The following is a 25,400-nucleotide window of genomic DNA, read 5'->3' as shown; positions in this document are numbered from 1 at the left end:
GTCATGGCAAAAACCCGTCTCGCCCTTGAGTACGCGGGGTTTGGCCGATTGGCATGGAGTCTGCTTCGTTGCCCTGGAATCCACTGAACTCCAGGGGGCGACGTGATCGCTGATAAATATCCACTGATTGCCAACGACCCTTTGGAAACCCCTGCGCGGATCAGCGCAGACTCCCTTGGCTCTGCATCGATTCCTGCTGTCGCGCTGGAATTTCGCGCGGTCACCAAACGCTACGAGGGGAGCCGGTCAGGCTCCAGCAACGCGGTTGAGCAAGTGAACCTCGCGGTGCGGCGTGGCGAAGTGCTTTGCTTGATGGGTACATCCGGCAGCGGCAAGTCGACTTTGCTGCGCCACGTCAACCGGTTGATAGAACCGAGCAGCGGCGAGGTGCTCATCGACGGTGAGGCCCTGAGCGACTTGACGCAGCCTGCGCTGCGCCAACTGCGGTCGCAGCGCATCGGCATGGTGTTCCAGCATTTCGGTTTGCTGCCGCATCGAAGCGTGCTCGACAACGTGGCCTTGCCCCTGGAATTGCGCGGTGAGCCGGAGCGTACACGACGCGCAGCGGCACAACGGCAGTTGCAGGCGGTGGGGCTGAAAGCGTGGGGCGAGTGTTTTCCCCACGAGTTGTCTGGTGGCATGCAGCAACGTGTCGGGCTTGCGCGGGCAACCACCCACCGCTGGGTCATCTGGCTGTTGCCTATGGCCGGCTTTGCGGCGGGGCTGGTTTATCACCTGATCGGCAAGCCGGTGAACGCGGCAATAACCTACTGATCAACGAGATTCACGGCCCGACGAAAACTGTTCCGCTGCGCAGGGTACCTCTGGTGCTTGCGGGTACGGTGACACCCCATTTCTGGAACTCTCGTGCTGTTTCAAGCCATCGATTTTGTCATCTTACGATTCCTCTCCAAGCTCCATTGAGCTGCATAAATCAAAGGTTTCAGGGCGCGTCGGGATTTCTCGCAAAAAGCACTGATGGCACGTTGACTCTCCCCTTAGGGGGAGACTTTAGACTCCCGGCCCTCGATAGATCTGGCCTGAAAACAGCTTTTTTGGCCCGATGACTTTATTCATTCAATGCGGCTTTTGTAGGGAAACAATCAATGAATAATCCGTTGGAACTGGACAGCGTTATCAGCAGTACACAGGAGATTCTTGCGCAGTTGCTGGTGTTGGACAGGGGCGACGTGACAGAGCACAGCAGTATCGTTGACGACCTCAGCGCCGACTCGCTGGACATCGTCGACCTGAGCTTCCAGCTGGGCCGTCAGTACGGTTGCACCTTGCCGAAAACCAGCGTGCTGGATCACGCGGTAGCGGTGTTTGGCGACGCCACCCGGTTTATCGAAAAAGGCCGAATCACGCAGGACGGCGTGGCCTTGCTGGAGCAGAGCCTCAGCGCTTATGCGCCGGGCCAGTTGCACGTGGGCATGCAGCCGGGCGATGTCTTCTCGGCCACCACCGTGCGGAACTGGGCGCAGCAATGCCATAACGTGTTCAACCACCTCCCCGAAACCTGCCCTGAGTGTGGCGCGGCTCATGCCCAACTCAATGAACGCCAACAAGTGGTGTGTGGCGGTTGCAGTGCTCGCCTGACCCCTCTGGACGGTGACTCGATCTCGCGTCTGTTGGTTGAGCAGTACGCGGCCGCCCAGTTGAAGGCTTCGGCGTAGGGGGTGCCTTGATGCAGGCCCGAGAGGTTCTGGTCACCGGCTATGGACTGGTGGCTCCCACGGCACTGGATGCGGCCTCGCTGTTCACGACGATCAGCGAAAACCGTTCCTGCATTGGCCAGCACCCGGCGTTTGTCGAACTGGGGTTTGCGAACCCGGCGGCCGGATTTATCGATGAGCAACAATGGCAGGTCATCGCGGCGGCCTTTCCGGGCGACCTGCAGACCACCTCCCGCCAGGAATGGCTGGCGCATTACGTGGCCCGTCAGGCGCTGGCCCATGCCGGGTTGGCCGACGGCGCATTTGCCCGAGTCGCCAGCGGTATTTTCGTCGGGGCCAACAAACATTGCGTGAGCGGTGATTTGCGGGACGCCAGCCGTTACATGGACGATCAGGGGCGGGTCGATCTCGACCAGTTCCTGGATAACCACACCCTCAGCGGTGGGGCGTTTGCCCGGCGGGTTGATCAGCAAACCCGCCATCTCGCCGAATGGCTGGGTGTCCGTGACCATATCTCCACACATTCCGATGCCTGTGCCGCCGGCACCATGGCCATCGGCAGCGCCTATCGAGCGATCGCCCGTGGCGAGATCGACCTGGCGTTGTGTGGCGCGGTGGAGTTGATGGCCCATGAATTGTCCTACTACAGCTTTGATGGGCTGGGCGCACTCTGCCAGCGCGTGGACTTTTCCCCACAAGAACAGAGCCGGCCGTTCATGCCGGACCGCTGCGGCTTTGTGCTGAGTGAAGGGGCGGCGCTGTTGGTGCTGGAATCCCGCGAGCATGCCGAGCGTCGTCAGGCCTCTTCGCTGGGCCGGGTGCTGGGTTACGCGAATCTGTGCGAGGCAGAGAAAATCACCTCCAGCAGCCGCGACGGCAGCAAGTATGCCGCCTGCATGACGGCCGCCCTGGCCGATGCCGAACTGACCAGTGCGGCTGTGGACCATGTGAATGTTCACGGTACGTCGACACAAGCCAATGACCGTTGCGAGGCCCTGGGCCTGGCGCAGGTCTTCGGCGAAACCCTGGAGCAGATGACGTTCACCGCCAACAAATCTGCCGTAGGGCATTCGTTGGCCGGCAGCGGTGCCATTGAGGCGGTGCTGTCGTTGATGAGCATTCAGTTGGGCGTGGCCTTGCCGACCCTCAATTTTCAGCCGGAAAAATCCGAATTTCCGGCGTTGAAATTCCTTTGTGAACCGTTGCAGCAACCGATCAATGTCGTGCTTTCCAACTCCTTCGGGTTTGGTGGCGTGAACAGTTCGTTGGTGCTGGGCAGGGCATGACATGACCAGATCCAATTCAACCGCTGTTTATATCACTGCTGCGTCGGTACTCAACGCCGCCGGTACTGAGTGTGCGCCTCGTGACAGTCAACCTCAGGCCGCGCAACCGCTGGATTTCGACCCGGCACGTCTGGCCCATTGTGTTGCAGCGCCCGCCTTGCCGGCGGGTGTGTACGACCGCAAACTGTCCCGCAGCCTCGAGCCTCAGGGCGCGCGCCTGCTGTATTGCGCCGGCCGTCTCGCCGAGACCTTGCGTGGGCTGGAACTGCCCGACGAGCGGATCGCATTGACTGCTGCCATTCCGGAAGTGGATGGCCCCAGCTCGTGCTGGGATGCAGTGCAGGCCATTGGTGCACAACCGGCCGATCTGTTGGCGCAATTCTTTGCCCACACACCGCCGCTGCATGCGCTGATGATGCTCAACAGCAGCGTCATGGCCCACGCGGCTGAGGCCTTGCGTTGCAAGGGGCCCATGGGCGGTTTCTGCTCCCAGGGCAATGCGGGGCTGGATGCTTTGATGGAGGCCGCTGCCCATCTGAGCGAAGGCCGTGCCGATGCTGCCGTGGTCGTCAGCAGCAGTCCGAACATCACCCCGGCGTTGTACCTGCGTGACGCTACTCACCCACCTGTAAACCCCGGCCCGTGGGTTTTCGGCGAAGGTGCTGCGGCACTGTTGCTGACGACCAACCCAGGCAGCGGTGCTCAATCTGCGTTGCGTATTGCCGGGTTTGCCCGTGGTTACAGCGCGCAACCCGAGCGTGGACTGGCGGTTGGTCGCGACGTCATCGAGCGTGCTTTGAGCAACGAAAAACTGTGCCTCAGCGATGTCGGGCAAGTCGTCGCCGATGCACAGGATCCGCAGATTGCCGCGTTGTTTAGCCTATCGGGGCACACCCTCGAACACTCCAAGGCATTGCTAGGTGACTTGGGCGCCAGCGCCTTGCTCAGCGAAATTGCTGTGACCTGGGCACTGGATTGCAGCCGTTACACGCTGTTGATTGAACATAGCCGAGGCGGGCATTGGGGCGCGGTGCTGCTGGCCAGAACGTCGTCGGACACAGAGACAATGGAGAGTTACCCATGAGCCCCACACGGATCGTGATCACGGGTATGGGCGCCGTTACCGGCTTCGGTTTCGAGTGGCAGTCCATGTGGCAAAGCATGTTGGCCGGCGAGCATTGCATTCGGCCATGGCAACCGGAAGGCGTCGAGGCGGGTGCGTTCCCCGTGCGTTACGCAGCGCCCGTGGATATGGGCTTGATGCCGGCACACTTGAAAAACCATCCGGCCTGGGGATTGTCGCTGGAAAAACGCACCCGCTTTGGTTGGGTCGCGGCCACCCAAGCCATTGCCGATAGTGGTCTGAGCCCCGAACAGTTGCGTGGCGCGGCGGTATTGTCAGCGTCCGGCGCACCTGCTCATCGTTTGCAGGACATGCTGCTCAGCCTGGCGGATAACCCGGCGCAGGCGCCGTCCTGGGCTCAATTGATGGCGCGACAGGCGCAGGTCGATCCTGACAGTTCACTGTGTCAGAGCAACGACCGCCTTGCGCGGGTGATTGCCGATGGCATCGGCAGTGAAGGCCCGGTGATCAATATCAGCAGCGCCTGCGCGGGAGCGTCCCAGGCCATCGGCAATGCATTCCAGATGATCCGTCGCGGCGAGGTCGAGCTGGCCATTGCAGGGGGCGCCGATTCGGTGCTGAGCCTGGACACCATGACCGCGCTGTATCTGCTCGGCGCCGCCAGCAGCGAACAGCGTTGGGGCACCGAACTGTGTCGGCCGTTCGACCGCCATCGCAGTGGCTTGATTGCGGGTGAAGGCGGTGGTTTTGTCGTGCTCGAAACCCTCGAACGGGCGCTCGCCCGAGGGGCAACGCCGTACGCCGAAGTGCTGGGTTTCGGCAGCAGCCTGGATGCCTACAAAATCACCGCCCCCGACCCGCAGGGCCGTGGCGCGGTGCTGGCGATGCAGGCGGCCCTGACGGATGCCGGGCTGGCGCCGCAACAGGTCGACCTGATCAATGCCCACGGTACCTCGACACCCCTCAACGATGCCGCCGAAACCCTGGCGATCAAGACCCTGTTCGCCGAGCGCGAACATTATCGGCGGTTGCTGGTGACGGCCAACAAATCCCAGTTCGGCCACCTGATTGCGGCCGCCGGAGCACCGGAGTTCATGCTCACGGCCCTGGCCTGCCGGGATGATCGGGTCACGCCGACCCTGAACCTGCAGGATGCCGACGAACAATGCGACCTCGACTACTGCGCCCTTCAAGCGGTCAAGCGCAAGGTCGACGTTGCCCTGAGCAACTCCTTCGGTTTCGGCGGCCTCAACACTTCACTGGCGCTGGGCAAGTACCGGGAGGCGCCGCGATGAAACAGGCGGTCGCGATTGCCGGTGCGGGTTGCGTGTTGCCCAGCGGTTGGGGTGTCGAGCCTTTCTGGGCGGCCGCAACCGAAGGGCGCAGTGCAATTACGGCGCTGAACGCCCGACGGTTCAGCAGCGAACGCGTGGTGGCGTTCGGGCAAATTCAGGATCAGGACCACCAACGCAGCCGACAAGACCTTGCACAAAACCTTCAGCGTTACTGCACGCCGGCAGTGATCTGGGGTGTCAGCGCGGTACGTCAGGCGTTGGAAGAAGCCGGTCTGGCCGATGAGCCGCCGGATGTCCGTTTCGGTTTGTATTGCTGTCAGGGCGGCTACACCCATCCGTCTCTGGAATCCTATGCCGAGTTGTTGCTCGGCTGTCGGCAGGACGGCGTCGCCGACATGGCGGCGTTCGCCAAACGGATCCTGCAAGACCGTGCCCAGGACCCTTTTCTGGTGCTCAAAGGCTTGAGCAACTGCTTGCTGGGTGTCACCAGCCTGGCGCTGAAACTGGTGGGTGAGTGCAACGCCTATATGCAAGGTGTCGCCGGCAACCTGGCAGCCTTGCGTGAGGCTACGGCCGCTTTGCAGGCTGGCCGCATTGACGCGGCAATCGTTGTCGGTGCGGGCAGCGAGCTGGATGCCCTGGCGCTGTCCGGGTTGGTCCAGGCGGGTGTCATCAGTGCCAATGGCTCTAACACGCTGCTGCCGTTTGACCTTCGGGGCACCGGCGGCATTGCCGGGGAGGGCGCGGCAGCATTGGTGCTGCGCCGGCGCGAAGACCTGCCGGCCGGTCCTCAGGCGTGCCTCGCCGACATGACGGCCCATGCCTCCCTCGGTCGCTTGAGCCTGCCCGACAGCCCAACCGATGTGTTGGTGTGCAGCGGCACCGGCGATGCGCACAAAGACCGCGTGTTGTGCCAGACGCTGGCCCTTGCGCGCGCCTCGCACATCACCAGCGGGTTGGCGATCAACGGCATTCTCAGCGCGGCGCCGAGCCTGGTGGATCTGATGCTGGCGCGTTGCGCATTGCAGGCCCAAAGCGTGCCGCCGATTGCCGGTTTGCAGCAACCAGTGGCGAACCTGCCGTTCATTCAGGGCGCGCCCCACGCCGCGAGCCTTGCGCATTGCCTGGTGCTGAATCGCGACGACAACGGATTCAGCGCCGCCTATCAAGTGCTCTACAGCGCAAAGGCCACTCAGGACTGCCGCTGACTACCGCCTCTTTTTTACTTTCAAGGGATATGACTGTCATGGATTATCGCGATTTCGTTCGGCCCAAATTCGTCGGCCTGCTCCAGGCACTGGGCCTTGAGTGTCAATTTGAGCGCGCCCTCGGTAGCCAGTTGTTCTACCGCAACCCCAAGGGCGACATGGTCGCGGTCACCGACTTTCTCGGCGGTTACGGTGCGGCACTGTTCGGCCACAACGACCCACAGTTTGTCGATCAGCTATGTGCGCTGCTGCGCAGCGACGTGCCGTTCAACGCACAAATGTCGATCCGCGGTGCGGCCGGGCAATTGGGGCGAGCGCTCAGCGACGCCTTCAATCGCGAACTGAAGAACACCGAACGTTATGTTTCGACTTTCTCCAACAGTGGCGCGGAGGCGGTGGAAATCGCCGTCAAGCACGCGGAGTTCCGTCGCCAGAAGAGCCTGCAAAAGCAGTTCGACGACATCGATTTCACCCTGGCCAGCCTGACCGCCAGCGAACACGCTTACCGCGAACTGGAGGTGGCCGACCTCGACCTGCCTGCAGGTGTCCTGCCGACCACCCTGAACAGCGTGACCTTGCGTCAGGTGGTTGAAGCCGTTCGCCAACACAACCTGGCGCAGTTGCACATCGAACCGGTATTCGTCGCCCTGCGCGGCAGCTTCCACGGCAAATTGGTCAATACCGTGCAACTGACCTATGGCCGTCAGTACCGCGCGCCGTTTGCCCGTTTTGGGCTGAACGTCGAGTTCATCGACCCACAGCAGCCCCATCAGTTGCAGGCATTGCCGGCCCGGCACACGCACCATTGGTTGAGCCTGCAATGGGACGGCGAACACCTGCACGTGCTGCAATTGCCGTTCAGTGCGATTACCGCCGTGTTGATGGAACCGATTCAGGGCGAAGGCGGTATCAACGAGTTCGCGGCCGATTTCTATCTGGGGCTGCGCAAGCTGTGTAACGAGCAACAATGCCCGCTGGTGGTCGATGAAGTGCAGTCGGGTTTTGGTCGCGCCGGGACGTTTCTTGCCAGCAGCCAGTTCAACCTGCAAGGCGACTACTACTGCCTGTCCAAGGCACTCGGCGGCGGCTTGATGAAAATCGCCGCGACGGTGATCCGCAGCAGCCACTACGAAGGCGAGTTCAGCTATATCCACAGCTCGACCTTCGCCGAGGACGATCCGTCCTGCCATATCGCGCTGTCGGCATTGCGCCGGTTGTTCGCCAATGACGACGCGATGCTCAAAGACATACGCACCAAGGGCGCCTACCTCAAAGCCTCGCTCAATGAACTGAAGATGGCCTATCCGGATGTGATCGCCGATGTGCGCGGGCGTGGCTTGCTGGTGGGTCTGGAATTGCACGACTTGAGTGTCAGCAGTTCGCTGGTACAGGCGTCGGCCCAGTACAACGATGCCTTGGGTTACTTGATTGCCGGTTACCTGTTGCAATTCGAAGCGTTGCGGGTAGCACCTTCGGGCAGCAACTCCAACGTGATTCGCCTGGAGCCGCCAGCCTGTATCACCCTGGGCGAAATCGACGGGCTGATCGCTGCCCTGCAACGGGTCTGCGACATGCTGCGCCGTGGCGATGCGTTGCCGTTGGCGGCGGGTATCTGCGCGGACTCGATGCCCGCCGTGCCAGTCCGTCAGGACGATTTTCGGGTGGCTGAGCCCGTTGAAAACACCGCTGCCAAGGTCGAAGTCGTCGCTCGGGTAGCGTTCATCAACCACCTGATCGATGCCGATATCCTCGGTGACGTCGATCCCTCGCTGGCAGCCCTGAGCCCGGAACAAAAACGCACGTTCATCAATCGCACCAAGCCTGAACGCCGCGCTGTGCCAGTCGGCCCGGTGATCATTCGGTCGCGCCTCGGCATGGCGGTGGAGTTCACGTTATACCCGCTGTGCATGGATTCGGATGCCATGGCCGAGTACATCCGCAGCGGTGACCTGGACAGCATTCGCGAAGAAGTCGGCAGGCGTGTCACCGATGCCCGCGCCGATGGCTGCAGCATCGCCGGCCTCGGGATGTACACCTCGATCGTCACCAACAATTGTCAGGCGCTGAAGATTGCCGACATGGCGCTGACGTCCGGCAACGCCCTGACCATCGGCATGGGGCTCGAAGCCATCGAGCAAGGCTGTGTACAGCAAGGTCTGGCACTGCGCGAGCAAACCGCTGCCGTTGTCGGTGCCGCCGGTAACGTTGCGTCGACCTATGCCTCGGTGCTGTCCGCCACCGTCGATCACCTGATCCTGATTGGCAGCGGTCGTGACGGCTCGGTTCGGCGCCTGGAGAAAACCGCGCAACAGATCTACGCCGACGCGGCCCGTTCGATCCTCAAAGGCACGGCCGAACACGACCGGTTGGCGCAGCGACTGCTGAACCTTGATGGTTTTCGTGGCGTGTTGCACTCACATGGCCAAAAAGCCGACCTCGGTTTGCACATCGCCCGTCTGGTGGATGAGCGCCTTGGCGCGAACGCCTTCATCACGGTCACCAACGATCTCGACGCCATCAAGGGCGCACGGATTGTCCTGTGCGCTGCCAATGCGCCTCAGCCGTTCCTCGGTGCCGAACATTTTGCCGAGCGCAGCGTGATTTGCGATATCGCCGTGCCGCTGAACGTCCATCAAGACCTGCCGAGCCAACGCGAAGACGTGCTCTACATGCACGGCGGCATCGTCCAGACGCCGTTCGACGACGGCCTGGCGCCCAACGTGCGGGCCTATCTGAAAAAAGGTCAGCTGTATGCGTGCATGGCCGAGTCGGTGTTGATGGGCTTGTCTGGCATGAGCCAGCACGGCTCCTACGGCGATATCAGCCGTGAGCAAGTGCAGCAGGTCCGCGCACTGGCCGCGACACACGGCTTCACCCTCGCGCAATTCAAAACTCAAAACTCACTGTAAGGAGCGGTCATGACTCAGAAAATAGCTGTTGTGACCGGCGGCAGTCGCGGCATTGGCAAGGCCATCGTGCTGGCCCTGGCCGGCGCGGGTTATCAGGTTGCCTTCAGTTATGTCCGTGACGAAGCGTCAGCCGCTGCCTTGCAGACGCAGGTCGAAGGGCTCGGCCGGGAGTGCCTGGCCGTGCAGTGTGATGTCAAGGAAGCGCCGAGCATTCAGGCGTTTTTTGAACGGGTCGAGCAACGTTTCGAGCGTATCGACTTGTTGGTCAACAACGCCGGTATTACCCGTGACGGTTTGCTCGCCACGCAATCGTTGAGCGACATCACCGAGGTCATCCAGACCAACCTGGTCGGCACGTTGTTGTGCTGTCAGCAGGTGCTGCCCTGCATGATGCGCCAACGCAGCGGGTGCATCGTCAACCTCAGTTCGGTGGCCGCGCAAAAGCCCGGCAAGGGCCAGAGCAACTACGCCGCCGCCAAAGGCGGTGTAGAAGCATTGACACGCGCACTGGCGGTTGAGTTGGCGCCGCGCAACATCCGGGTCAACGCGGTGGCACCCGGCATCGTCAGCACCGACATGAGCCAAGCCCTGGTCGGCGCCCATGAGCAGGAAATCCAGTCGCGGCTGCTGATCAAACGGTTCGCCCGGCCTGAAGAAATTGCCGACGCGGTGCTGTATCTGGCCGAGCGCGGCCTGTACGTCACGGGCGAAGTTTTGTCCGTCAACGGCGGATTGAAAATGCCATGAGCCAGGTACGCACGATTGTGATTACCGGCGCGGCCAATGGTATTGGCCGCGCCGTCGCGGAAAGTTTTGCAGCCCAGGCCGAGCACCTTTTGATCTTGCTTGATCGGGATCTGGCAACCTTGCAGAGCTGGGTCACCGAGGGCGAATTTGCCGCCCGCATCGAAACCCATCAAGCGAACATCGCCGATCTCGCCAGCCTGCAACTTCTGTTCAAGGGCCTGGCCGACCGGGTCGGCTTTGTCGATGTGCTGGTCAACAGCGCCGGGGTCTGCGACGAGAACGAACCCGAAGACCTCGACAACTGGCACAAGGTCATTTCGATCAACCTCAACGGCACCTTTTACGTCACCTCGTTGTGCCTGCCACTGATGGCGGAGGGTGGGCGGATCGTCAACATGTCGTCGATCCTCGGCCGAGCGGGCAAGGTCCGCAACACCGCTTACTGCGCCTCCAAGCACGGCATCATCGGCATGACCAAAGCCTTGGCGCTGGACCTGGCGCCACGGCGAATCACCGTCAATGCCATCCTGCCCGCCTGGATCGACACACCGATGTTGCAAGGCGAATTGGCGGCTCAAGCGCGCATCGCCGGGATCAGCCACGAGCAAATCCTGCGCAATGCCAAGAAGAAGTTGCCGCTGCGGCGCTTCATTCAGGGCGACGAAGTGGCGGCCATGGTTCGTTATCTGGCGAGCCCGCAGGCGAGTGGTGTCACGGCGCAAAGCCTGATGATCGACGGCGGTGCCGGGTTGGGAATGTAGCCATGGCTCGACTGGGATTGAACCGCGGCCTTTTGGCCGCGCTGGTCAGCCTCGGCCCGCCAGCGGCGATCGCCGAGTGGTTGCCGGAGCATCATGAAGCGGAGATCGGCGTTGCCACGGCCGTGCGTCTGCACGGTGACGACCAGATCACGCAAAAGGCCGTGTACCTCAAGTTCAGTCTGGAGGATGCCTGGGACAGCGGCTACTACAAGGCCAAGGGCCGAGCCCGTTACGACTTCCGTTATGACGGCAACAACCCATACAGCGCGCAAGCCCGGGACGATTACCGGGCCACTGCCGATTGGCGGCACCTTTACTGGGGGCTCTACGTCGGTGACGGCGAGCTGACGGTGGGCTGGCAGCAGGTGGTGTGGGGGCGAGCAGATGAATTACGGGTGCTCGATCAGATCAACCCGCTGGATTATCGCGAGGGTGTGATCGGTCTGTTGGAAGACAGCCGCATCGCCGTGCCGATGATTCGCCTGGTGCAGCCGGTCGCCGAGTGGGAGCTGGAAGCGCTGGTGATCACTGATTTCGTGAAGAACCAGGCGCCGGCCGTCGGCAGCGAGTTCGATGCACCGATCTTTGCCACACCTGATCCGCAGATGTTTGTGGTCGATTCGCGGCCCGGGTATGACGGTCACAGTGGCTTCGGTTACGGCGCCAGTGCCAACGGCCGGGTCGGCACGGTGGATGTCAGCTTCGTTGCCCTCAACGCCCGCCAACAGGACCCGGTTTACGCCGTCGAAGGCCAGACCGAAGAGGGCCTGATTCGCCTCGAACGGCAATTCCCGCGCTATTCCATGGGCGGCGCCGGTGTGGCCATCGATGCCGGCCACAGCATCGTGGTACGCAGTGAAGTCGCCTACTTCGACAATTGGCGCGTCACCAATCCTTACCGCGCTTACGGCAGCGACCAGACGGCGATGACCAAGTCGCTGCTGGGCGTCGATTACCTCTTGCGGGACTGGCTGATCTCGACGCAGTGGCAACATCAGCGGCTGCTCGACTGGCAGCCCGGCATGGTCCAGGACAAACGCGACGACCTGTTCACCGTGTCTGCCGAAGGCTCGCAGTTCCAGGATCGCCTCAAGACCCGTCTGGTTTTCGGCATGTCGCCGCCAGCGCAGGACGACAGTTTCGTTCAGGGGATCTTCACCTACAAACCGGTGGACTGGCTCAAGTTGGGGCTCGAAGTCGATGTGTTCTTCGGCAAGCCCGACCGCCAGTTCGGTGCGTACGCCAACCGCGACCAGGTGCGCTTGTCCGCCGGTTATCTGTTCTGACCACACCGGTGCGGTGTGCGAACCACTCAAACAATGAAAAGGAAATCGCCATGTTGCCCATCTTCAAGACCCTGACTGTAAGCGCACTGCTGCTGAGCGCCGCTGCCGCCATGGCAGCTGAAACACGCACGGCCGACGACATCATTCGCCAGGCCCGGGACCGCGACGACGGCAAGAGCTTCATGTCCCAGGTGTCCCTGATCCTGATCGACAAGCAAGGTAACAGCCGCATCCGCGAGTTCAGCTACCTGCAAAAGGATTACCCGGACAGCGACAAATTCACCATGTATTTCTCCGCGCCGAGTGATGTGCGTGACGTCGCCTTCCACATCGAAAACCCGCGCGAAGCCCTGGGCCTCGAAGACAGCCAATGGATGTATTTGCCGGTCAGCCGACAGACCCGAAGGATTTCCACCACCGACAAACGCGGGGCGTTCATGGGTAGCGACTACTCCTATGCCGACCTCGACAAGATTCGCGCCGAAGACTATCGCCAAACGCTGGTTGGCGAAGAGCAGTTGCAGGGCCGCGATTGCTACGTGATCGAGCGTGAGCCGGCGACGCCTGCCGTGCTGGCCAAGACCGGCTACAACAAGCTCAAGGTCTGGGTTGACAAGAAGAACTCACTGGTGCTGCGCCAGGACTTCTTCGATGTAAAAGGTGTGATGTTCAAGCAGATGCGCACCCTGAAGACTGAAACCATCGACCAGATCGACAGCATTACCTTCAGCGAAACCGAGGACTTCATCGCCGGTACGCGCTCTCAGCTGCGCTTCAACCAGTTGCAGTACAACGTCGCGCTGGACGACCGCCTGTTCACGCAGACCGCGATCAAGCGCGGGCTGAAAGCCGGCGACTTGCCGGAATACGCCGTGTCTGCCCGCTAAGCGCCGCTCCCGATTCATCTGGAACCCTCATTCATGGAAAGATACCTGAACTTCGTCGAGCGCTATGCGCGGGCAATTGTGTTCGTGCTGGTGGCGATCACCGCCTACTTCACCTACACCCTCGGCGCGCTGATGTCGGACACCAATCCGTATCTGCTCAAGGACACTCACCCGGCGCGCAAGACGATCATTGATTTGCAGCGCGAGTTCACCGGCACGTATGACTCGGTCATGGTGGCGCTGAACAACCCCGAGAGTGTCTTCAACACCACGTCGCTGAACGCCCAGTTCGAGCTGTCCCAGGCCATACGCCAGTTGATGCTGGCGAACGATGAGGACCGTGTCGAACTGCAGCGCATCGTCGGCCTCCACAGTGGCGACCCTGATGCCCAGGGTTTGCTGGTGCAGATCCTCGCCGAGGGTTTTTCGCAGAGCGATTACGCTGCCGCCAAAGCGCTGCGCGACCATGGGGTTGCCCGGCACTGGGACAGCCATGACCTGCAGTTTTTGAGCTTTCTTGCCGAGCGGCTCAACCCGATCCAGGAAATGGCCTCGATGGCTGACCTGGAAAACATCAGCCTGAGTGCCGATGGCGAGTTGTGGATCCACAAGACCCTGCATGCCCTGGATATGGACCCGATCAAGGTCGAAGCGCAGATCATGGGCAACGAGCAGATGGTCGGTGGCGTCGTCTCGGCGGACAAGAAAGTCGCCATGGTCGTCGCCGAACTGGGCACCAAACAGGACGACGCTCAGGCCCAGTTGCGTGCCTATCACCAGGTCCGCGAGATCATCGCGAAGTACCAGGCCGCCCACCCGGAGTTCACCGATGAGGTGTTCATCGCCGGCATGCCGATCTTCATTGCGGCCCAGCAGGAAATCATCGATCACGACCTGGCGATGCTGTTCCCGATCGTGTTCCTGTTGGTGACCTCTCTGCTGGTTTTCTTCTTTCGCAAACCACTTGGCGTGGTGCTGCCGCTGTTCAATATCCTGTTCTGCACCATCTGGACCCTTGGCCTGATGGCGCTGCTGCGTGTGCCGATGGACTTGCTCACCAGTGTCTTGCCGGTGTTCCTGTTCACCATCTGTTGTGCCGACGCGATCCACGTCATGGCCGAGTATTACGAACAGCTCAATTCGGGTAAGTCTTTCCGCGAAGCCAACCGGGAAACCCAGCGCCTGATGGTCACGCCCGTAGTTTTGACAACGGTCACGACGATTGCCACGTTCCTGATCTCCACCACCAACAACATTGTCAGCATCCGCAACTTTGGCGTGTTCATGTCCATCGGCCTGACGGCGGCGCTGATCATCTCGTTGCTACTGATTCCGGCGTGGATTTCGATCTGGGGCAAAGATGCCGTCCCGCGCAAAGTGCAACTGAAAGCGTCGCTGATCTCCCACTATCTGGTGGTGTTCTGTGCCTGGCTGATTCGCTGGCGCAAGCCGGTATTGCTGGTGACCCTGCCGTTGTTGGCGATGATGACGGTGTTCACGTTCAAGGTGGATATCGAAGACTCGGGCATTGCCTACTTCAAGAAGGACAGCCCGGTGCGGATATCCGACGCGTTCATCAACCGGGCTGGAGTCGCCGGTACATCGCCGGGCTGGATCGCTTTCGACACCAAGACTCCGCGTGGCGCGCTGACCACTGAAACCGTGCAGTTCCTCGAACGTCTGGACCAGTTCATCAAGGCCCAGCCGAATGTGAGTTACACCTATTCGGTGGCGACCTACATCAAGCGCATGAACCTTGTGCTTAACGACATGAACCCTGCTTTCCTGCGGGTGCCGCAGGCGGTGGAGCAGGTGACGGTGGTCGATGATGACGGCAAACCAGAGACCTTCGATGTCGATGGCAACTCGCTCATCGAACAACACATCATGATGTTCGAGAACGGTGGCGGCACTGACTTGCAGAACGTGCTCAATGCCGATTACTCGAAGGCTGTGACGCTGTTCACCATGACCTCCTCTGTGGCGGGCGATTACCAGGCGATGCTCGATAAACTGGACGCCTGGCTGGCCATCAACAAACCGGCGAACCTGCAGGTCACCCATGCCGGTACGCCGTACATATGGACCGGGGTGTTGCAGGAAATCACCCAGGGTCAGGTGCTGAGCTTCTCGCTGGCGTTGCTGGCCGTGACCTTGATGATGATGTTCTGGCTCAAGTCAGTACGCCTGGGCATCCTCGGCATGCTGACGTTGCTGACCACGTCGGTGACGGTGTACGGCAGCATGTACCTGTTGGATATCGAGTTGAACATCGGTACCACACTGGTGACGTTCCTGGTGGTGGGCGTTGTGGATTACGCCGTTCACCTGCTGTCACGGATCAAGATGCTGGTGCAGAAGGGCATCGAGATCGACGAGGCCATCCTGGCGGCCATGCAGGGCGTCGGGCGCTCGACGGTGGTCAACGTCGTGATCTTCTCGATGGGCTTTGTCGCGCTGCTGTTCTCCGCCTACAAACCCGTCATTGACCTGGGTGTATTGGTGATACTGGCGCTGTCATCCAGCGGCTTCATGACCATTTTGTTGGTCACGCTGATTTCGCCGTGGTTCTTTGCCTCGATTGTGCCGCAGCCAGCCGTGCAAGAGGGCGAGCAGCCGGGGGGTGGGGCTGTGCCAGGCTAAATCGCCGGGGCGCCTGCGTGCTGAAAACGGCACGGGGCGCCATGGCCGTTCAGGGGCGGCGGAGCGGATTCAGCGGGCCTTTTCCAGGTGTTCGAACTGGCATTGCATCTGAGCATCTTTGAGGCTCAGCTCAAACTCAACCAAGCCGTCATGCACTTGCTGCAAGGCCTGGATCTGCCCCATCAATTCCTGCTTTTTGTTATCGATGGCCTGCATGGCCAGATCCCAGGGCAGCTCCTGGCCGCGATGATCCTGCAGAATGGCCTGCATTTCCTTGAGCTTGAAGCCGAGTTGCTGAGCGCATTTGATGAAGGTCAGCAGCTCTACGCTTTGCTGGCTGTAGATGCGGTACTTGCCTTCGCGTTGCGGGGGTGGCAACAGGCCGATTTCTTCGTAATGGCGGATGCTTTTGACGGTGGTGCCCGACAGCTGGGCAGCTTTGCCGATGTACATGAAAATCCCTTTTTATGACGCATCAGAAGCGAAAAGATGTCGCGTGCTCGTGCAGGCGCGCGACATCTTTGCACAAGCGTCAGGGTGTGGGAAGCCAAGTTGGACAAGGTGTCACAGCACGGAGGCCCGGCTGGGCGGCGCAGGGGCACGGCCCGCCCGGGGCCGATCAGCGGCTGGCGACTGCCTGGACTTGTTTGAGCCAGGCCTCGCGCTGCTCCGGCTTAGAGCCCAATACCGGACCGAAGGTCAGGGTTTTCTGGGGTTTTATGCCGCAGAACTCCAGGGTGGTCTTGCGCATTTGGTGCAGGCCCGGCATGCGATACACCCACCGGTAGTACCACGGCGGCGTGTCCATGGTCACCAAAAGGTGAGCCGTGCGGCCCTTGAGCAGCTTATCCGGGAAGGGCGAGCCCTTGCGGTACTTGAAGGCAAAACCGGGCAGAAACACGCGGTCGAAGAACCCCTTGAGCAACGCCGGAATGCCGCCCCACCAGATCGGGTACACCAATGTCAGGTGTTCGGCCCAGATAATGTCGTTCTGTGCGTTGATCAAATCGGGCTCAAGCAACTGGATCTGGTTATAGCCATCGTGCAAGACCGGGTCGAAATCCAGGGTGTCCAGGCGCAGCAGGCGCACCTCATGGCCTGCTTGCGTGGCAGCCTCGACATAACGTTCGGACACAGCGCCGCAAAAGCTGTCGTTCGAAGGGTGGCCGAGGATTACGAGCATGCGTTTGCGCTTCATGACAAACTCCAGGTAATGAAGTGCCAAGGGTAAAGTCTGCCCCTTACGGTAGAGTCAAGCCTTGCCGGTTAGCGGTAGAGACAAACAGTCCAGCAGCGCTCGGCTGGAGCCCGGCAAACCGTTGAATGAGGGGGCGCAGAAACGCAATGTGCGTTGAGCCCGCACTCGCACTTGCAAGCGCCAACCGGCTTGAAGGGCTTTCGCCTCCAGATAGACGGCGAGGGCACTGTTGGCGTTGAGGGCGACATAAGCGTGGCTGAGGGTGTCGTTGAACGTCAGGGGGGCGAGCCCTGTCAAGGCACGATCGACCGGCATCACCAACACTGACGGGTCGCGATCGCGCTGGGGGCATGCCGACCTACAGCCAAAGCGTCTATGGAGCCTTACCGGCGCGAGATGAGCCGGCCGCATAGGTTTCGTTGAGGGTGTGCTTTTAGAGGTCTCGTACCTCATACCGGTCGTGCAGACCGTTTTTATTCGCTCTTCACGGATTGCCGGGAAAGTCATTCAAGGCCAGATTTGAGACCAGAATGGGATAGACCCCAGTTCGGTTTTTCGATGGAGCGGGATCGTAGATGAGATGAGCATTTGGCTTCTGGCAGGTTCAGGAGGTCACCATGGCTCTTTCGGAAATGGCGATGGGCATACTCGAACCGCTGTCTATACAGAGGGTCGAGTGCGTGCGGCTGTTGCTGGATCAGGTGGGCACGGCTCAATGGCATTCATAGCGTGAAAGCGCCCGCCAGGCGTTTGCGCACAAACTTCTACGTTGTCACCGCTCGATCTTGCCGCGTGAACAGTGTTTTCAAAGTTATAGCCGGCACCTGTCAAAACTCGCAGTGTGAATCGTGCTTGCCAGCGAGAAAGCGATGTCAGCCCGGCGCAGCCCATTTGCCAGCGTGGCATGACTGAACATGTCGTGACTCTGATTGGAGAGCACGCTCATGCATGAGCTCCAGTGACCTTGATCACGGGTACACGCAAAGGCATCGGCAAGTTCTTGGTCGAGCATTATGTCGCCGAGGCGACGGCCAATACGATCTTTTCGCATATACGTCGGGACAATGGACGGCTAGATAACCTGATCAACAATGCCGGTATCGCCAGTATGAACCACACGATGTTGACACCGCTGGCAACCGTGGAACAGATTCTCGATACCAACGTGGTCGGCAGCTTTCAATTCGCGGTTATCGCGGTTGCCATAAGCATGACGGCGGCCGCTTTTTTTTAAAGGAGACGTTTTGATACCTATGGATAGACCAATAAGACTGGTGGTATTGGGCGCGTCGGGGCGTATGGGTCAGAGACTGGTGCGAAGCTTGCTTCATGCCCAGGGTGCGTGCCTGCATGCTGCGGTGGTACGGCCTGGTTCCAGCTTGGTTGGCAAGGACTGCGCTGAAGTGGTGGGGAGCGGCCCGACTGGGGTGCATTTCACTGACGATATGTTGCGATCGCTCGACGGGGCTGATGGCGTGCTTGATTTCACCCAGCCCGAAGTCACGTTGCAATGCTTGCAGTACACCTCGGCCCGAGGGTTGGTTCACATTATTGGTACGACTGGTTTCAACCCCGAGCAGGAAGCGGCGATTGCTGGCAGCCAAGGGGCGCGCATTGTCAAGTCTGGCAACATGAGCGTAGGGGTACAGTTGCTCAGTGCCCTCGCTGAAATTGCCGGTCGAGTGCTACCTGCGGAGGATTGGGATGCTGAGGTGCTGGAAATGCATCACCGTCATAAGGTAGATGCACCGTCCGGCACGGCGTTGATGATGGGGGAAGCGGTCGCCAAGGGCCGGCAGGTGGACCTAGGCAGCCAGGCGGTGCGCGTGCGGGATGGGCTGACCGGCCCGCGTGAAGTGGGCACCATTGGTTTCGCCACCCTTCGGGGGGGCTCAGTGGTGGGGGATCACTCACTCATCTTTGCGGGCGAAGGAGAAGTGTTTACCCTCAGCCACCAGGCACTAGATCGGCAGGTATTCACCCGAGGGGCGCTGCGGGCGGCACGCTGGGCTTGGCATCAGCCTGCCGGGGTATATTCCATGCAGGCGGTGCTTGGCTTGGCAGTGAGTTGAGCGTGCGTGCGATGCGGGCTAGTGGTGCTCTAGTCGCATGGATTGGTCCAGCGCTTGCAAGAGTGTCTGGTCGATCTCGTCCAGATCCTTGCAGATGAACCGCACACCCGATGCCTGCATCTGCTGTTTCTGGTACAGGGTTGCGGGTTTGCCGATAAAGCCACAACCGAGCGTTTTGCTCACTTGGTCGACCCGGTTCAGGTCATCGATGAACACCAGCTCGCCGGCACCGGTAGCTGTTTGACGGTGGATTTCAGCCATGCCCGGGCGTGCGTGGCCCATGTCGATGTAAGGCAGGTCGGCATCGAAGTACTCACTTACCGGCGCCAGGTAGCGGTCGAAGATCGCTGCCTTGGTGCTTCCCCCATATGCGGTGATACGAGCGCCTGTTTCTTTGAGCCGGGCGAGCAAGGCAACGGCTCCCGGTGCCAGCTGTACAGGGTGACGTGCGGCGTACTGGGCTTGTTCTGCGAGGAGGGCATCTATGGTTTCCATGGCTGTCCAGGGCAGGTTGCAGGCCAGCGCCATGATGTGCCCCCCGGCCATATGCGGCGAGCCTAGTATCTGGCGTTCTAGATCGGCCGTGCGAAAGAACAGCCGAAAGCACCTGCCGATTGTTGCCCGCCGTCAATGTCGGTAGGCGGTGCCCAGCGTGTTGCCTTGGCGGAACTCATCACTGCCCGGGTCGGTAGGCACAGCCTCCATGATCAGATGGCTCAATGCCCAAAACAGCTTGACGTTGGCGTTGCTTTCAAAACCTTGCAGGTCGTTCTGCTCGGCCCGGGCGGCGGCTTCTTGCAATTTGCGTAGCTGTAAAGTCACACCTTCATGGAACAACAGTGTCCAGCCATGTCGCAGCATCAGATCGCGACCTCACCGTCGATATCTTCGTCCAGATTTACAGCGTGGCCCGCATTGGCGAGCATGGTTTGCGCCAGGTTTTCCGGCAGTGTGGTGAGGTTGCGCCCGCTTCGGATATCAGCCTCCAGCAAACCCAGGAACGCACCGATGGCAGGGTCCTCATGGATGGCTTCTACGCGGCTGACCACGACTTCCCCGGCGCGTACGTCGAATGCGATCTTGCCACCCGTGTCGAGGCCTAAAAGCTGGCGAACGGACTTGGGCACTGTGACCTGCCCCTTCGAGGTCAACGTGGCGATTTCGTGGATGGCAGGCATGAGCGTTCTCCCGGACGTATTGATTGAGTGGTAAGGAATAATCCTTACGTGGTCAGGCTTGGTTTTCTGCTGATCAAGCATAGGCGGGGAGGATGCTCAGTAGCGCCGCAGGATGAGTTACATCCCTTCCAGGGACACGATGCGGAAACGGTCGCTACGCGACGGTGTTTGCAGTTCCTTACCTTGCAGGCGGCTGATTAATGCCCAGAGAGTGACGTCGACTTGAATGATGTGCTGCATTGGTTAATTCCTTCGTTGCTGAATGGAGGCTAGCTTTAGCCTGAAACGACTTATGGAATCTTGATACCCAACGCATTCAGCGATGGCGTATCCATCCGGCCATTCACGGTCAGCCCACTGTCCATCTGAAAGGCCATTAACGCACCACGTGTCGCCTTGCCCATCACACCATCAATGGCGCCTTGGTAATACTGGCGCACCATCAGCGCGGTCTGCACACGGGAGACCAAGTTGCTTTTCTGCTCGTTGGTCGCGCGGCCCTTTGAAGTGCTCGAGCTTGTACCGCTGGTAGTGCCAGACGACTGGTAGAGGCTGTTGCTGCTTGAGGTCGGCGCACTGTAGCTTCGGGTACTGGTAGCGGGTGGGCTGTAGTAGCGAGGTGCGCTATAGCCACCCGATCCGCTGTAGTGAGAGCTGTGCGAACTGTGGGATCGGTGCGAACTGTGCGAGCGATGTGCCGCATAAATGTTGACGGTGTCTGGCGCATTGAGCGTATCGGCAAATACCGGGGGCTGTAACTTGTCGTTGGGTTGCCAATTTGCATCGGCGAGCGACAGATGGCCCGCCTGTGCCAGGGTGGTACCTGCCATTGGCAGCAAGCTGATCCCACTGATCAGGACTTTCCAGCGGTCGAGCAATTTCACTGTGCACTCCTTGCGTAGGCGCTAAAGGCCTCGGTCGATAATTGTTTTATGCCGCGGCTCTGCCAGCGGTTGGTGTGGGATTTGAAGAAGCCGGAGCAATCTTTGACGGCAGCGCATTGCTGGCAGGTTTCGATGAACAGGTTTTTCCAGTCCGAGATGCTCTGGCGGGCGAAATGCGAGAGGTGGGCCGGGATCAGGCACAGGGGCAAGTTGTAGATCGAAACCGGCACTCCGCGGTTGAACAGGAAATTCACCGTCTGGCTCAACGTCTCTTGGTAGTCCAGCGGATCAATCCACAGTTCTTCGTAGTTTTTCCTAGCCAGGCCGGTGCTTTCGATACCCATCAGCGCAACATGCCGCACGAAGGGCAGGTTCCTGAACACGTAGTGGGCGAGCTCTGACAAGCGTGGCGTGGTCAGGCGATTGAGCACCACGCGTATCTCGATGATCTGGTTGGCGCGCGCCAGGTTGTAAAGACCTTGCAGGGTTTCGCTGAACGCTCCTGGAGCCTGCACCACATGGTCATGGTCTTCGGCATTGTCGGCATACAGCGGGATGCCCCAGCTCAACTTAGGGTGGCCGATGGCAGAGAGCGCTGCGATCCAGTTCGGGTCTTGGAACAGACGCCCGTTGCTGAGCACATGAATGGATTTCTGCGGCAAAACGGCTTTGCACTTGGCCAGGATTTCGAGCAGGCCGTCGCGATAAAGCGTGGGTTCTCCGCCGCTGACTCCCAGATTTTCCTCGCCCGGGTCCATCAGGTCGATCAGCCGTAGGTTTTCCTCGATGTGCCAACGATCATCGATATCTTTGGGTGGCTGTGAGCACATCAGACAGAGGCTGTTGCAACGATCAGTCATGAACAGTAGGTTGCTGTCTGAGCCTCGTCGATAGAGCACTCGCACCATCGCGTTGCCTGGGGTGATGGCAATGACATCGCCGGGCTGCACGACGTCCGCATCTTTAGGAGTGTGCAGATGTGGCCGCGTGCTGTCGAAGTCGCCGATCAATGGTTCTGGGATCAGGAATCCACCCACTGGTAATGAGAGCAGATTCGGGCTCCGTAGCCGTTCTTCGTTTGGCAGCCAAAGCAGCAGGTCACCGAACTCAGCGCTTCCGGCACAAACAGCCAGGCCTTGTTCGATGAACTCATCCAGAGTGATGACCTTGAGCAGTTTCGGCTCATTCAGGTGATGGATTTCGAAGTGGGTATCTTTGCGCAGCATCGCCATCAGCCCCTGTAACCCGGAAACCGGACATCGTTGTAAGAGCGCCTGCTTAACCAAGACAGCAGTACCCTCTGCACGTTGTCGTCGCCATCGCAAAGCAGACCGAAAACGTGCTTCAGCAGCCCCATGTTCTTCTTGCAGAAACTGCTGAACACTCTGTGTCCGATAGGGTCAGCTTGGCGGGCATAGTGTTCGATGGGGTCAGCACCACAGTACGGGACAAGTGCGCAGTCGGAGCAGCCCGGCAGCGCCTCTGCTACACCGCTGGCGAGCAACGCATCCATAACGGGCGACGCGAGCAATTCAGACAAAGGTTGCTGCACGGTGCCGAGCCTCAAGCCGTCTTCACCCATTTCCAGCAACATTCGGGCTTCGTCCGAGGGATAGACATAACCGTCATAGTTGTAAACCAGTGCCGCAATGCCTGCGCCAGCAGGTGAGCGAAGGTCAACATAGCCGGAGGAGAAGGGTGTCAGGATATTCTTCAGCAACAGGCTCGTATAACTCTCTGAGAGGTATACGCCCTGTTGGTTGATATGCAGCAAATAGGCCAGTGCCTTTTTGTAGAAGGCCAGGTATCGCTCAATAGGGTAATCAAGTCGATGGGCACTCTTGGTGGCAAACCCATAAGGGCTCAGAGGCCGAAGTGAGATGCTGGAGAAGCCCTGGCTTACATACTCATTGATGATCGCTTCAGGTTGTTCGAGGCTTCTTGAAGTCAGCGTGGTCAGCGCGGAAACTGCATCATGGCCAAGGCGCTCACGGACCCACTGGATGCCTTTCACAGTGCGTTCGTAGGAGTCTCGTGACGGGGTAGGGCGGTTGGCATTGTGCAAGGGCGCCGGCCCATCGAGCGAGGTCGAAAACTGGATGCGATTTTGTTCTGCGAAGTCGAGTATTTCCTCCGTCAGGTGGTGCAGCGTGGTGGTTATGACGAACTGGATATCCCGTTGTTCGACCACGTTCCGGTCAACGACCCATTCGACAATCTGGCGGACGCGCTCGAAGGCTAGAAGCGGCTCGCCACCCTGAAACTCCACAGTTAGGGCGGGAGCGTTCGATTCGAAAAGGCGATCGACCGCCGCCTGTGCATTCGCTTCCGACAGGTCGTGGCCGGCTCCTCCCAGGGGGGCACGCGACACCTGGCAGTACTGGCAGGTGTGGTTGCAACGCAATGTCACTACGAACAAGTGCAGTGCTGGGCCCTGTAAGAGGAAGTCCTTGCGGCTGCGATACTGTGCGGCCATTTCCGGGAACGGGTCGTGGCGGCCTGGTTCGTAGATGAAGTGGCGGGCCAGCAGGTCCTTGTAAAAAGGCGTACCTGTTTGAACGCCGAAGTAACTGAGGGCCCGTAATTGCGCGTCGCTCACGTGCATGTACTCACCGGTATCGGAGGTGATCAGGATGTCAGGGTCACGTCCCGTGTTCATGCGCATGAATCGAAAGGGCAGCAAGTGGTAGTGCTTGGCGTCTGTCGCAATCAGTGTCACTGCGAAACCCCACATCCAGCCAGCGCGGCTTGGGCCAGGATTTCACGCAACCCTACTGTTTCGCGGTTGATATGGTCGCGTAAGGCGAAGTCGTTCAGATGCTGGAGGATCAGCGTTTGAGCCTGCTCCGGGGAAAGCGTTAGCCTTGCTTCAGCGGGGTGGGCCGTGAGGCTTATCTGATTGGTTTCAATACCGACCTGGATCGCGACAGTGTCGGCCAGGGAATAAGCGGCGCGTCGCACCACGCTGAGCGGGTAGGCTGCGCTGTCGAGTTTCAACGTGACTGGCCATGTCATCGGAACCGCTCCTTCAAATCCGCTGGAAACGTGTGGATTTTGCAGGTTGCCGAGGCATTATGCCATCACGATTTTTTACATTTGCACATATCTTATGCAGCGTGATACCGGAGAATCAGTCAAATGTTCACCGGCTGGATGTTCATCGTTTAGCTGAAAGTCAAGGGCCGGTACCGCCACTCGCAGAAGAGTCCGGTCGGAGCTGCATCCATCAGTAGCCCGCCCGACGACGCCTAAAGACTCTCAGGGTCCCCAAAGAACATCTGTATCCGCGACCGCAGCCACCGCTCCGCCGGGTCATTGTCCTGTGCCCCGCGCCAGGCCATGTGCAGTTCGAAACTGCGCACGGGTATCGGCAGATCCTCGGCCCGCAAGCCGCCGGCGGCCGTCAGTGCATCCGCCGTGTAGTCCGGTACCGTCGCCACGATATCGGTGCCTGCCAGCAAGCTCCCCAGCCCGTTGAACTGCGGTACCGCCAGCACCACGTGGCGCTTGCGGCCGATTTCTTCCAGGGCTTCGTCGATGAACCCGGACAAGTCCCCGGCAAACGACACCAGCGCATGGGGCCGGGCGCAGAAGTCATCCAGGGTGATGCTGCCGGGTACGCTGTCGGCGCGCAGCAGTTTCGGCATGCTGCGGCGCAACACCTTGCGCTTGGCGTTGGCCGGCAGTTCGCTGGTGTAGCTGACCCCCACCGAAATCTCGCCCGAGGCCAGCAGGGTTGGCATCAGCAAGTAGTTGACCCGTCGCACCACCAGCACGATACCGGGCGCCTCGGCGCGAATGCGCTTGAGCAGTTGCGGCAGCAAGGCGAACTCGGCGTCGTCCGACAGGCCGATGCGGAACACCGCATTGCTGGTGGCCGGGTCGAATTCGGCGGCGCGGCTGACTGCCGTGGAAATCGAATCCAGTGCCGGTGACAGCAGGGCGAAGATCTCGTGGGCCCGTGCCGACGGCTCCATGCTGCGCCCTGTGCGCACGAACAACGGGTCATCGAACAGGTTGCGCAGGCGCGACAGCGCCGCGCTGATGGCCGGTTGGCCGAGAAACAGTTTTTCTGCGGCACGGGTCACGCTGCGCTCGTGCATCAGCGTTTCGAACACGATCAGCAGGTTGAGGTCTACACGACGCAGGTCGTTTCGATTCATCGGTGCGCTTCGCCTAATGTGGGGCAGAGGTGAATCTTAAGGCCAAAGGCTGTTACCCTGCACGGGTTTAGGGGGACCAATCGCAGGGAAAGTCAGGTGCCCAATCGATGACAAGCATGTCGA

At 60.2% G+C, this 25,400-nt stretch carries 23 protein-coding genes and 2 pseudogenes; 14 read left to right on the top strand and 11 right to left on the bottom strand.

The window, feature by feature from the left end; translation table 11 throughout:
* Window positions 1-159: 159 nt before the first annotated feature.
* From I8746_RS03390 to I8746_RS03335, 12 genes and pseudogenes are all read left to right on the top strand, one after another.
* Window positions 160-669: pseudogene (locus tag I8746_RS03390) on the top strand (ATP-binding cassette domain-containing protein); the annotation flags it as partial.
* A gap of 437 nt (window positions 670-1,106) precedes the next feature.
* A complete protein-coding gene (locus tag I8746_RS03385; RefSeq protein WP_033726736.1) occupies window positions 1,107-1,676 on the top strand; it encodes an acyl carrier protein in 570 nt (189 codons plus the stop codon).
* An 11-nt stretch (window positions 1,677-1,687) separates the two neighbouring features.
* Window positions 1,688-2,962, top strand: a complete 1,275-nt coding sequence (locus I8746_RS03380; protein WP_221100152.1) for a beta-ketoacyl-[acyl-carrier-protein] synthase family protein — start codon at window positions 1,688-1,690, stop codon at window positions 2,960-2,962.
* Window positions 2,963-3,131: 169 nt separating this feature from the next.
* Window positions 3,132-4,046 (top strand): beta-ketoacyl synthase, encoded by a 915-nt coding sequence (locus I8746_RS03375; RefSeq protein ID WP_088512540.1) that lies wholly within the window; start codon window positions 3,132-3,134, stop codon window positions 4,044-4,046.
* A complete protein-coding gene (locus I8746_RS03370) occupies window positions 4,043-5,341 on the top strand; it encodes a beta-ketoacyl synthase (RefSeq protein ID WP_192907458.1) in 1,299 nt (432 codons plus the stop codon). The genes I8746_RS03375 and I8746_RS03370 overlap by 4 nt, the downstream gene beginning before the upstream one ends.
* A complete protein-coding gene (locus I8746_RS03365; RefSeq protein ID WP_012052688.1) occupies window positions 5,338-6,549 on the top strand; it encodes a beta-ketoacyl synthase N-terminal-like domain-containing protein in 1,212 nt (403 codons plus the stop codon). The genes I8746_RS03370 and I8746_RS03365 overlap by 4 nt, the downstream gene beginning before the upstream one ends.
* Window positions 6,550-6,587: 38 nt before the next feature.
* Complete coding sequence (locus I8746_RS03360; RefSeq protein WP_012052687.1) at window positions 6,588-9,458, top strand: aminotransferase class III-fold pyridoxal phosphate-dependent enzyme; 2,871 nt, start codon at window positions 6,588-6,590, stop codon at window positions 9,456-9,458.
* 9 nt (window positions 9,459-9,467) lie between these two features.
* Window positions 9,468-10,205: a 3-oxoacyl-ACP reductase family protein gene (locus tag I8746_RS03355; protein WP_012052686.1), complete on the top strand. Its 738-nt coding sequence runs from the start codon at window positions 9,468-9,470 to the stop codon at window positions 10,203-10,205.
* A complete protein-coding gene (locus I8746_RS03350; protein ID WP_012052685.1) occupies window positions 10,202-10,966 on the top strand; it encodes an SDR family NAD(P)-dependent oxidoreductase in 765 nt (254 codons plus the stop codon). Before I8746_RS03355 ends, I8746_RS03350 begins: the two co-directional genes overlap by 4 nt.
* A gap of 2 nt (window positions 10,967-10,968) precedes the next feature.
* On the top strand, window positions 10,969-12,252 hold the full coding sequence (locus I8746_RS03345; protein WP_012052684.1) for a DUF1302 family protein: 1,284 nt from the start codon (window positions 10,969-10,971) through the stop codon (window positions 12,250-12,252).
* Between the two features lie 50 nt (window positions 12,253-12,302).
* Entirely contained in the window at window positions 12,303-13,139 is an 837-nt protein-coding gene (locus tag I8746_RS03340) for an outer membrane lipoprotein-sorting protein (RefSeq protein WP_003253956.1), read from the top strand.
* A 33-nt stretch (window positions 13,140-13,172) separates the two neighbouring features.
* Complete coding sequence (locus I8746_RS03335) at window positions 13,173-15,782, top strand: RND family transporter (protein ID WP_221100151.1); 2,610 nt, start codon at window positions 13,173-13,175, stop codon at window positions 15,780-15,782.
* A gap of 69 nt (window positions 15,783-15,851) precedes the next feature.
* Here the strand turns inward: I8746_RS03335 and I8746_RS03330 are convergent, their stop codons facing one another.
* On the bottom strand, window positions 15,852-16,235 hold the full coding sequence (locus tag I8746_RS03330) for a MerR family transcriptional regulator (protein ID WP_003253954.1): 384 nt from the start codon (window positions 16,233-16,235) through the stop codon (window positions 15,852-15,854).
* 166 nt (window positions 16,236-16,401) lie between these two features.
* Window positions 16,402-16,980 carry an NAD(P)H-dependent oxidoreductase gene (locus I8746_RS03325; protein ID WP_012052682.1) on the bottom strand — a complete coding sequence of 193 codons (579 nt, stop codon included), beginning with the start codon at window positions 16,978-16,980 and terminating at the stop codon, window positions 16,402-16,404.
* A gap of 958 nt (window positions 16,981-17,938) precedes the next feature.
* On the opposite strand from I8746_RS03325, the gene I8746_RS03320 reads away from it, so the two are divergent.
* The gene (locus I8746_RS03320; RefSeq protein WP_221100150.1) at window positions 17,939-18,214 is read left to right on the top strand and encodes an SDR family NAD(P)-dependent oxidoreductase; all 276 of its coding nucleotides are present in this window, start codon (window positions 17,939-17,941) and stop codon (window positions 18,212-18,214) included.
* Window positions 18,215-18,233: 19 nt separating this feature from the next.
* On the top strand, window positions 18,234-19,052 hold the full coding sequence (dapB, locus tag I8746_RS03315; RefSeq protein ID WP_221100149.1) for a 4-hydroxy-tetrahydrodipicolinate reductase: 819 nt from the start codon (window positions 18,234-18,236) through the stop codon (window positions 19,050-19,052).
* Window positions 19,053-19,070: 18 nt separating this feature from the next.
* Here the strand turns inward: dapB and I8746_RS03310 are convergent, their stop codons facing one another.
* The 9 genes and pseudogenes from I8746_RS03310 to I8746_RS03275 form a co-directional block, all read right to left on the bottom strand.
* A complete protein-coding gene (locus I8746_RS03310; RefSeq protein ID WP_221100148.1) occupies window positions 19,071-19,580 on the bottom strand; it encodes a hypothetical protein in 510 nt (169 codons plus the stop codon).
* Between the two features lie 102 nt (window positions 19,581-19,682).
* Window positions 19,683-19,913: pseudogene (locus tag I8746_RS03305) on the bottom strand (type II toxin-antitoxin system YhaV family toxin); the annotation flags it as partial.
* Window positions 19,913-20,230, bottom strand: a complete 318-nt coding sequence (locus I8746_RS03300) for a type II toxin-antitoxin system PrlF family antitoxin (protein ID WP_221100147.1) — start codon at window positions 20,228-20,230, stop codon at window positions 19,913-19,915. The gene I8746_RS03300 and the pseudogene I8746_RS03305, both read right to left, overlap by 1 nt.
* Window positions 20,231-20,347: 117 nt before the next feature.
* Window positions 20,348-20,470 carry a hypothetical protein gene (locus I8746_RS27070; protein ID WP_259674051.1) on the bottom strand — a complete coding sequence of 41 codons (123 nt, stop codon included), beginning with the start codon at window positions 20,468-20,470 and terminating at the stop codon, window positions 20,348-20,350.
* 50 nt (window positions 20,471-20,520) lie between these two features.
* Complete coding sequence (hxsA, locus tag I8746_RS03295) at window positions 20,521-21,114, bottom strand: His-Xaa-Ser repeat protein HxsA (protein ID WP_221100146.1); 594 nt, start codon at window positions 21,112-21,114, stop codon at window positions 20,521-20,523.
* Window positions 21,111-22,346 carry a His-Xaa-Ser system radical SAM maturase HxsC gene (gene hxsC / locus I8746_RS03290; RefSeq protein ID WP_221100145.1) on the bottom strand — a complete coding sequence of 412 codons (1,236 nt, stop codon included), beginning with the start codon at window positions 22,344-22,346 and terminating at the stop codon, window positions 21,111-21,113. Before hxsC ends, hxsA begins: the two co-directional genes overlap by 4 nt.
* Entirely contained in the window at window positions 22,346-23,833 is a 1,488-nt protein-coding gene (hxsB, locus tag I8746_RS03285) for a His-Xaa-Ser system radical SAM maturase HxsB (protein ID WP_221100144.1), read from the bottom strand. The genes hxsC and hxsB overlap by 1 nt, the downstream gene beginning before the upstream one ends.
* A complete protein-coding gene (hxsD, locus tag I8746_RS03280) occupies window positions 23,830-24,129 on the bottom strand; it encodes a His-Xaa-Ser system protein HxsD (RefSeq protein ID WP_143495139.1) in 300 nt (99 codons plus the stop codon). Before hxsD ends, hxsB begins: the two co-directional genes overlap by 4 nt.
* Before the next feature lie 233 nt (window positions 24,130-24,362).
* Complete coding sequence (locus I8746_RS03275) at window positions 24,363-25,277, bottom strand: LysR family transcriptional regulator (RefSeq protein WP_014591302.1); 915 nt, start codon at window positions 25,275-25,277, stop codon at window positions 24,363-24,365.
* Window positions 25,278-25,400: the final 123 nt, after the last annotated feature.

This window comes from Pseudomonas sp. USTB-Z, assembly GCF_019691255.1.
Taxonomy (GTDB): domain Bacteria; phylum Pseudomonadota; class Gammaproteobacteria; order Pseudomonadales; family Pseudomonadaceae; genus Aquipseudomonas; species Aquipseudomonas alloputida.
The sequence above is the reverse complement of the archived record's forward strand: the minus strand, read 5'-3'. Positions and strand labels throughout refer to the sequence as shown.

Excerpts from the sequence above, each read along its gene's own strand:
- I8746_RS03340 (WP_003253956.1), top strand. The coding sequence starts at position 12,303 with ATGTTGCCCATCTTCAAGACCCTGACTGTAAGCGCACTGCTGCTGAGC.
- dapB (WP_221100149.1), top strand. The coding sequence starts at position 18,234 with ATGGATAGACCAATAAGACTGGTGGTATTGGGCGCGTCGGGGCGTATG.
- I8746_RS03330 (WP_003253954.1), bottom strand. The coding sequence starts at position 16,235 with ATGTACATCGGCAAAGCTGCCCAGCTGTCGGGCACCACCGTCAAAAGC.
- I8746_RS03355 (WP_012052686.1), top strand. The coding sequence starts at position 9,468 with ATGACTCAGAAAATAGCTGTTGTGACCGGCGGCAGTCGCGGCATTGGC.
- I8746_RS03345 (WP_012052684.1), top strand. The coding sequence starts at position 10,969 with ATGGCTCGACTGGGATTGAACCGCGGCCTTTTGGCCGCGCTGGTCAGC.
- I8746_RS03300 (WP_221100147.1), bottom strand. The coding sequence starts at position 20,230 with ATGCCTGCCATCCACGAAATCGCCACGTTGACCTCGAAGGGGCAGGTC.
- hxsD (WP_143495139.1), bottom strand. The coding sequence starts at position 24,129 with ATGACATGGCCAGTCACGTTGAAACTCGACAGCGCAGCCTACCCGCTC.
- I8746_RS03275 (WP_014591302.1), bottom strand. The coding sequence starts at position 25,277 with ATGAATCGAAACGACCTGCGTCGTGTAGACCTCAACCTGCTGATCGTG.
- I8746_RS03380 (WP_221100152.1), top strand. The coding sequence starts at position 1,688 with ATGCAGGCCCGAGAGGTTCTGGTCACCGGCTATGGACTGGTGGCTCCC.
- hxsC (WP_221100145.1), bottom strand. The coding sequence starts at position 22,346 with ATGGCGATGCTGCGCAAAGATACCCACTTCGAAATCCATCACCTGAAT.
- I8746_RS03385 (WP_033726736.1), top strand. The coding sequence starts at position 1,107 with ATGAATAATCCGTTGGAACTGGACAGCGTTATCAGCAGTACACAGGAG.
- I8746_RS03370 (WP_192907458.1), top strand. The coding sequence starts at position 4,043 with ATGAGCCCCACACGGATCGTGATCACGGGTATGGGCGCCGTTACCGGC.
- I8746_RS03350 (WP_012052685.1), top strand. The coding sequence starts at position 10,202 with ATGAGCCAGGTACGCACGATTGTGATTACCGGCGCGGCCAATGGTATT.
- I8746_RS03335 (WP_221100151.1), top strand. The coding sequence starts at position 13,173 with ATGGAAAGATACCTGAACTTCGTCGAGCGCTATGCGCGGGCAATTGTG.
- I8746_RS03325 (WP_012052682.1), bottom strand. The coding sequence starts at position 16,980 with ATGAAGCGCAAACGCATGCTCGTAATCCTCGGCCACCCTTCGAACGAC.
- I8746_RS27070 (WP_259674051.1), bottom strand. The coding sequence starts at position 20,470 with ATGCAGCACATCATTCAAGTCGACGTCACTCTCTGGGCATTAATCAGC.
- I8746_RS03310 (WP_221100148.1), bottom strand. The coding sequence starts at position 19,580 with ATGGCGCTGGCCTGCAACCTGCCCTGGACAGCCATGGAAACCATAGAT.
- I8746_RS03365 (WP_012052688.1), top strand. The coding sequence starts at position 5,338 with ATGAAACAGGCGGTCGCGATTGCCGGTGCGGGTTGCGTGTTGCCCAGC.
- I8746_RS03360 (WP_012052687.1), top strand. The coding sequence starts at position 6,588 with ATGGATTATCGCGATTTCGTTCGGCCCAAATTCGTCGGCCTGCTCCAG.